Genomic DNA, 6434 nt, shown 5'->3' with positions numbered 1-6434 from the left:
CAGCTGGAACTGAGCCTGGAAGGCATCAACCTGACCAACGAAGCGGCGGACGAGTGGGTGTACTCGCCGGCGTTGCTCAGAACTTGTAGCGCACGCCGAGCAGGAACTGGCGGCCGGTTTCGGTGTACTGCAGCGGCAGGCGGCCGGTCGCCGGCGAGTACACCCACTCGTCCGACGCTTCGTTGGTCAGGTTGATGCCTTCCAGGCTCAGTTCCAGCTGATCGCTGATCTTGTAGCGGATCGAGGCATCAATGACCGTGGTACCGGTCATGCCGTGGTAGCCGTCCAGGTTGAAGCCGGTTTCCTGGCCGGGTACCTGGGTGAGGTAGTCGTCGCGGTTGGTGGCCGAGACGCGACCGGCAAAGGTTTCGCCTTCGTAGAACAACGTCGCGTTCCAGGACGACTTGGACAGCCCCAGCAGATCGTTCTTCATCACCGGCTGGCCGGCCGAGTTGATGTACTGGATCTTCGATTCCACCCAGGTGTAGTTCAACTGCACACCGAGGTTGGACCACTTGCCCGGCAGGAAAGTGAAGGGCTGCGTGTAGTTGGCTTCTGCACCGTACAGTTCACCACCGGGGGTGTTGACCGGGCGGGTGAAGGTGAAATCGTCGGTGGGCGAGGCGCCGGTACCGATCAGCAGTTCGGCGGGCAGGCCGCTGTCGGTGTACGGGCGGTTCTCGCGCAGGGTCTGCACGGAGGTCTCGATGTCCTTGTAGAACAGGCCCAGGCCGGCCATCGCACCTTCAGCGAAGTACCACTCGAAGCCCAGGTCGACGTTGGTGGCGCGCGTCGGGTCCAGGTTGGGATTGCCGCTGGAGATGGTACGTGCACCGCCGGCCACGGCCACTGTTGCACCGGGCGTCAGGCTACCCAGGCCCGGACGGGTCATCACCTTGGCCGCGCCCAGGCGGATCAGGAAATCAGGCGTGACCTCGGCCACCAGGTTGAACGAAGGCAGGGTGTCGTCGTAGGTGCGGGTGGCGGTGGTCGAGGTGGTGCCACTGGCCAGCGTGGAAAGCCCGGTGGACGACTGCTTGGTGCGCACGTAACGCACGCCGACGTTGCCCGACAGCGGCAGCGAGCCGACCTCGGTGCTGAACTCGCCCATCAGGTACACACCGCGATCCTTCTCTTCCACGCTGCGCACGTTGTTGGCGCGCGGTGCGACGGCGTAGATGCCGCTGTTGCTGTAGATGTCGAACTGGTCGGCGATCGCGTCCAGGTTCGGCACCACCCAGTTGGACGGGTTGCCGTTGATGCCCTTCAGGCCGGCGGGACTGGTCATGTCCACCGGCACGATGCGGCTGCCGTTGGCGAAGGTGGGCACGGCCAGTTCGCTGGCGCGGCGCAGCTCGGTGGTCTTGAACGTGTAGTCCTTGGCCAGCACGCCGCCCTTCAGTCGGAAGCCGGGGCTGATGTTCCAGTTGAAGTCGATCTGGCCGGTGTCGAAATCATTGTCCACGTACTGCGGGCGCAAACGGATTTCGGCCAGCTCCCAACCATTGGGATCGGTCGGGTCGATGCCGTAGTTGAGGATCGGGAAACGGCTGTTGCCACGGTAGTCGTAGCTGTAACCCTTGACGTCGTACTTGTCCATGATGACCGTGGTCTGCACCGGGTTCTCGTGCCTGGAGCGCGAGATGCCCAGCTTGCCGGACACGGTGAAATCATCACCGAAACGGTGCTGGCCGTTCAGGCTGATCTGCTTGAACTCGGTACTCCACTCGTCGTGGCGGTTCTCGGTGCGGATGTCGACGTTGTCGAATTCGCCGTACAGCAGCGCACCGTTGCGGATCTCGCCGTTCTTGACGATGGTGCTCGGCTTGCCGACCAGGCGCGGCGTGCTGCTGCTGCCACGGCTGAAGGAGATCGCTTCGATGTACTGCTCATCGCGGGTGGCATCGATCTTCGAGTACAGCACGTCCAGCGAGACTTCGGTGGCGGTGCTGGGCTTCCACTGCAGCGAGCCGGTCACGCCCAGGCGCTTCTGCTCGTGCTCCATCTGTACATAGCGCGGGAAGCGCGGGTGGAAGACATCGGCCGCACGCGCTGCGGCAAACGGTGAGGACGCGGCGAAGTTGCCGTTGCTGGGGCCATTGGCCCAGCGTCCGGTGTTGGAGCCCTCCTCCAGCACCTGGCGCTCGGAGTAGGCCACCGACAGCAGCGCGCCGAAGGTGCCATCGGCGAAGGTGTTGGAGATCAGCGCGGCCAATCGCGGGTCGGCTTTTTCAGCCATCTGGTTGTAGCCGGCCTGGCCACTGGCGGCGAAGGTGAAGCCGTCATAGTCGAACGGGCGCGCGGTGCGCAGGTCGACCGTGGCGCCCAGCGATCCTTCTTCCACGTCGGCCGAGGCCGTCTTGCGAACCAGCAGCTGCGAGAACAGGTCCGAAGCGAACACATTGAAGTCGAAGCCACGGCCACGGTTGGTACCGCCGCTCTGGTCACCGGCACCCACGGTGGTCAGCGCCTCCATGCCGTTGATGCGCACGCGGGTGAAATCCGGGCCTAGCCCGCGCACCGAAATGTTGCGACCCTCACCGGCTTCGCGGGTGATCACCACGCCCGGGATGCGCTGCAGCGATTCGGCCAGATTGAGGTCGGGGAACTTGCCGATGTCCTCGGCGACGATGGCATCGACCACGCCGGCCTCGCCACGCTTGATGTCCAGGGCTTTCTCGACGCTGGCGCGGTAGCCGGTGACATTCACCGTGTCCAGGTCGGTAGCGGTCTGCTGCTGGGCGGTCGCGTTTGCCGACAGGGCCAGTGCAACGCCCATCGCCAGCAAGGTAACCGGTGTCTTTTTTCCATGGATCCGAGATTGCATGCCTTTCCCCTCTCCCAAAGGTCTGGTATCGCGGCTGTATAGCGGAATGACACCGCTGGTCAAAGGCGACGTTAGCAGCACGATTGGGATCGGGCATCTTGCACCGCAACAGATCTGTAATGTCTCCAAGATGCTTGCGGGACAATGCTTTCGACATCATGACCAAGCACGTTCAAGGCAAACTCGGTCTAGAATGACACCGATAGTCAATTGCCACGCCCCTCGCGTGGTCCACCTACATGCCATGCAGTGTCCCATGCTGGTGGCGCGCGTGAAGGAGCTGATATGGGTCGTATCGTCTGTTTCGGTGAGCTGTTGCTGCGCTTGGGCGCGCCCGGCCACGAGCTGCTGCTGCAATCGCCACAGCTGCAGGTTCATGTGGGTGGCGCCGAGGCAAACGTAGGTGTCTCGCTGTCCCGGCTGGGACATCACGTGGCGATGGTGGGTGCGGTGGCGGGCAATCCGCTGGGTGCCCATGCGCTGGGCGAACTGCGCCGGCACGGCGTGGATACCCGTCATGTGCGCGAAGTACCGGACGCACGCATGGGGCTGTACTTCCTCACCACCGGCGCGGTCCAGCGTGCCAGCGAAGTGGTCTATGACCGCGCCGATTCGGCGTTCGCGCGCAGCACCGCGGCTGACTATGACTGGCCCGCCCTGCTGCAGGGTGCACAGTGGCTGCATGTATCCGGTGTCAGCCCGGCACTGGGACCGGAGGTGGCGGCCGCCACGCTGGCGGCGGCATGCGCGGCTCGACAGGCCGGTGTCCGGGTCTCCTTCGACGGCAATTTCCGGCCCCGGCTCTGGCAGCGCTGGGGCGGAGATGCCCAAGTGGTGTTGCGCGAGCTGTTCGCGCAGGCTGACATCGTGTTCGCCGACTATCGCGACATGGAAGTCGTATTGGGCACGCGCTTCAGTCAGCCCGAGGTGATGGAGCGGATCGATGCGGCTGCAACCGCCGCGTTCAGTGCATTCCCGCAACTGCAATGGATGGCATGCACACAGCGGCAGGTGCTGAGCGTGGACCATCATGCGATGGGCGCGTTGCTGCTGGGTCGTGACGGGACGCGCGCGCACGCCCCGCCGCGCCATCTGCAGGGCATTGTCGACCGCATCGGCGGCGGTGATGCCTTCGCGGCCGGCATCCTGCATGGCATCCTGTGCGGCCTTGATGCCGACGCCACCGTGCGTTTCGGCCTGGCCGCCGGGACGTTGAAGCACTCCATTCCCGGCGATTTCAATCCTGTCAGCGAAGCTGACGTGCTGGCCCTGTTGGGCGAGGAGCGATTCGATGTCCGCCGCTGATCCGCGCCTGCGCGCGCTGCTGAAGCTGGCACCGGTGATTCCGGTGTACACCCCCGAAGATGTGAATGAAGCGGTCAACGTGGCCCAGGCGCTGTTCCGCGGCGGCCTGCCGGTGATCGAAGTGACCCTGCGCACGCCGCAGGCACTGGATGCCATCAAGGCGATGGTCGAGGCGGTGCCGGATGCGGTGATCGGTGCCGGCACCGTGCTCAACGCCGCGCAGATGCAGGCGGCCAGGCAGGCCGGCGCGCGTTTCGCGGTGTCACCCGGTGCAACGGCGACGCTGTATGCGGCGGCGCGCGATGCCGACCTGCCGTACCTGCCTGGCGCTGCCACGGCTTCGGACCTGATCCTGGGCCTGGAGCACGGCCGTGACACCTTCAAGTTCTTCCCGGCAGTGCAGGCCGGCGGTGCCGCGCTGCTGGCGGCCTGGCACGGGCCGTTCGCCGACGTGCGCTTCTGCCCGACCGGCGGCATCAGCGCGCAGACCGCGCCGCAGTTCCTGCACCTGCCCAACGTGCTGTGCGTGGGCGGTTCGTGGCTGACCACCCCGGCGCTGCTGCAGACCCGTGACTGGGACACCATCGAGCGCCTGGCCCGCGAGGCCTCGGTGCTGGCCAGCTGAACCGGCGGCACGAATCGTCAAAGGTTTGATCGTGATCAAAGCGCCGGCCCCGGGCCGGCGTCATTCTGTGGGCAAGCGCACTACGGAGATCCGGACATGAATCCAACCATGAAGGCCGCTGTCGTGCGTGAGTTCGGCAAACCACTGGTGATCGAGGAAGTCTCGGTACCGCGCCCGGGGGCGGGCGAGGTACTGGTCAAGATCGAGGCCTGCGGCGTCTGCCACACCGACCTGCACGCCGCCGAGGGCGACTGGCCGGTGAAACCGAACCCGCCATTCATCCCCGGCCACGAGGGCGTGGGGCACGTCGTGGCCGTGGGAGGCGGGGTAGGGCACGTCAGGGAAGGCGACAGGGTCGGCATCCCCTGGTTGTACTCGGCGTGTGGCCATTGCGAACACTGCCTGGGTGGCTGGGAGACGCTGTGCGAGACGCAGCGCAACACCGGTTACTCGGTCAACGGCGGCTTCGCCGAGTACGCACTGGCCGATGCCAACTATGTCGGCCTGCTTCCGAAGGAAGTGGGCTTCGTCGAGATCGCGCCGGTACTGTGCGCCGGCGTGACCGTCTACAAGGGCCTGAAGGTCACCGACACCAGGCCCGGTGACTGGGTGGCGATCTCCGGCATCGGCGGCCTCGGCCACATGGCGGTGCAGTACGCCCGTGCGATGGGCCTGAACGTGGCCGCGGTGGACGTGGATGACAACAAACTGGTGCTGGCGCGGCAGCTGGGTGCCCAGGTCACCGTCAACGCACGCACCACCGATCCGGCCGCCTTCCTGAAGAAGGAGATCGGCGGTGCCCACGGTGCGCTGGTCACAGCCGTTTCGCCGAAGGCATTCGAGCAGGCGCTGGGCATGGTCCGGCGTGGCGGTACCGTCTCGCTCAATGGCCTGCCGCCGGGCAACTTCCCGCTGGATATCTTTGGCATGGTGCTCAACGGCATCACCGTGCGTGGCTCGATCGTCGGCACCCGGCTGGACCTGCAGGAGTCGCTGCAGTTTGCCGCCGAGGGCAAGGTCGCCGCCACGGTCAGCACCGATCGCCTGGAAAACATCAACGACGTGTTCGCGCGCATGCACGCGGGCACCATCGAAGGCCGCGTGGTGCTCGACTTCGCCGCCTGACCGCCTGTGCATGGCCGCCGGTGCACCGTACCCCTCTCCCACGGGCACGGCGGCCATGCCGATCCACCGGTAGCGCCGGCCGCTGGCCGGCAAGCGCAGGCGCTTTGCGCAGCCGTACAATGCGCGCATGCCCGGCCTGCTCAAGACCCTGTTCCTGTCCATCGTCGCCCTGATCGGTGGCGTACTGTCGCTCGCGCTGGTCAGCAGCGTCGCCAGCTGGCTGCCACCGCTGCTGGGCCTGTCGCCAGGCAACAACAGCGTGCAGCTGGGCTGGGACCTGGCGTTCAGCGTGCTCGGGGGCGTCGCCGGCATCTCCTTTGCCACTTATTACGCGCCCTGCTGGCCGCGCTCGCATGGCTTCTCGATCTGGTCGCTGATCGCGCTGGGCTGCGGCTACGCGGTGTGGAGCGTGGGCGCGGATTTCCCGATGTGGTTCGTCGTTTCCCTGCTGGTCTCGCTGCCGCTGCAGCTGCTGGTGGGCTGGTGGTTCGGTCGCCGCGCATCGCGCGATCCGGACTGAGCGCATGCAGGTAGTGCCGGCCGCTGGCCGGC

At 65.9% G+C, this 6434-nt stretch carries 5 protein-coding genes; 4 read left to right on the top strand and 1 reads right to left on the bottom strand.

Annotation, left to right across the window (positions count from 1 at the left end):
• Positions 1–76: 76 nt before the first annotated feature.
• Positions 77–2827: a TonB-dependent receptor gene (locus O0J73_RS20995; protein WP_049456673.1), complete on the bottom strand. Its 2751-nt coding sequence runs from the start codon at positions 2825–2827 to the stop codon at positions 77–79.
• A 285-nt stretch (positions 2828–3112) separates the two neighbouring features.
• On the opposite strand from O0J73_RS20995, the gene O0J73_RS20990 reads away from it, so the two are divergent.
• The 4 genes from O0J73_RS20990 (at position 3113) to O0J73_RS20975 (ending at position 6402) form a co-directional block, all read left to right on the top strand.
• On the top strand, positions 3113–4132 hold the full coding sequence (locus tag O0J73_RS20990) for a sugar kinase (RefSeq protein ID WP_004153355.1): 1020 nt from the start codon (positions 3113–3115) through the stop codon (positions 4130–4132).
• Positions 4119–4757, top strand: a complete 639-nt coding sequence (eda, locus tag O0J73_RS20985; RefSeq protein WP_197564511.1) for a bifunctional 4-hydroxy-2-oxoglutarate aldolase/2-dehydro-3-deoxy-phosphogluconate aldolase — start codon at positions 4119–4121, stop codon at positions 4755–4757. The genes O0J73_RS20990 and eda overlap by 14 nt, the downstream gene beginning before the upstream one ends.
• Positions 4758–4853: 96 nt before the next feature.
• On the top strand, positions 4854–5882 hold the full coding sequence (gene adhP, locus O0J73_RS20980) for an alcohol dehydrogenase AdhP (RefSeq protein ID WP_004153350.1): 1029 nt from the start codon (positions 4854–4856) through the stop codon (positions 5880–5882).
• A 127-nt stretch (positions 5883–6009) separates the two neighbouring features.
• A complete protein-coding gene (locus O0J73_RS20975; RefSeq protein WP_308309560.1) occupies positions 6010–6402 on the top strand; it encodes a hypothetical protein in 393 nt (130 codons plus the stop codon).
• Positions 6403–6434: the final 32 nt, after the last annotated feature.

Origin of the sequence: Stenotrophomonas sp. Sm6012 (assembly GCF_030985895.1) — a bacterium.
GTDB classification, from domain to species: domain Bacteria; phylum Pseudomonadota; class Gammaproteobacteria; order Xanthomonadales; family Xanthomonadaceae; genus Stenotrophomonas; species Stenotrophomonas forensis.
This window is presented reverse-complemented; position numbering and strand designations above follow the sequence as displayed.

Bases quoted from the DNA above. Each gene is read 5' to 3' on its own strand.
- O0J73_RS20995 (WP_049456673.1), bottom strand. From the start codon at position 2,827: ATGCAATCTCGGATCCATGGAAAAAAGACACCGGTTACCTTGCTGGCG.
- O0J73_RS20990 (WP_004153355.1), top strand. From the start codon at position 3,113: ATGGGTCGTATCGTCTGTTTCGGTGAGCTGTTGCTGCGCTTGGGCGCG.
- eda (WP_197564511.1), top strand. From the start codon at position 4,119: ATGTCCGCCGCTGATCCGCGCCTGCGCGCGCTGCTGAAGCTGGCACCG.
- adhP (WP_004153350.1), top strand. From the start codon at position 4,854: ATGAATCCAACCATGAAGGCCGCTGTCGTGCGTGAGTTCGGCAAACCA.
- O0J73_RS20975 (WP_308309560.1), top strand. From the start codon at position 6,010: ATGCCCGGCCTGCTCAAGACCCTGTTCCTGTCCATCGTCGCCCTGATC.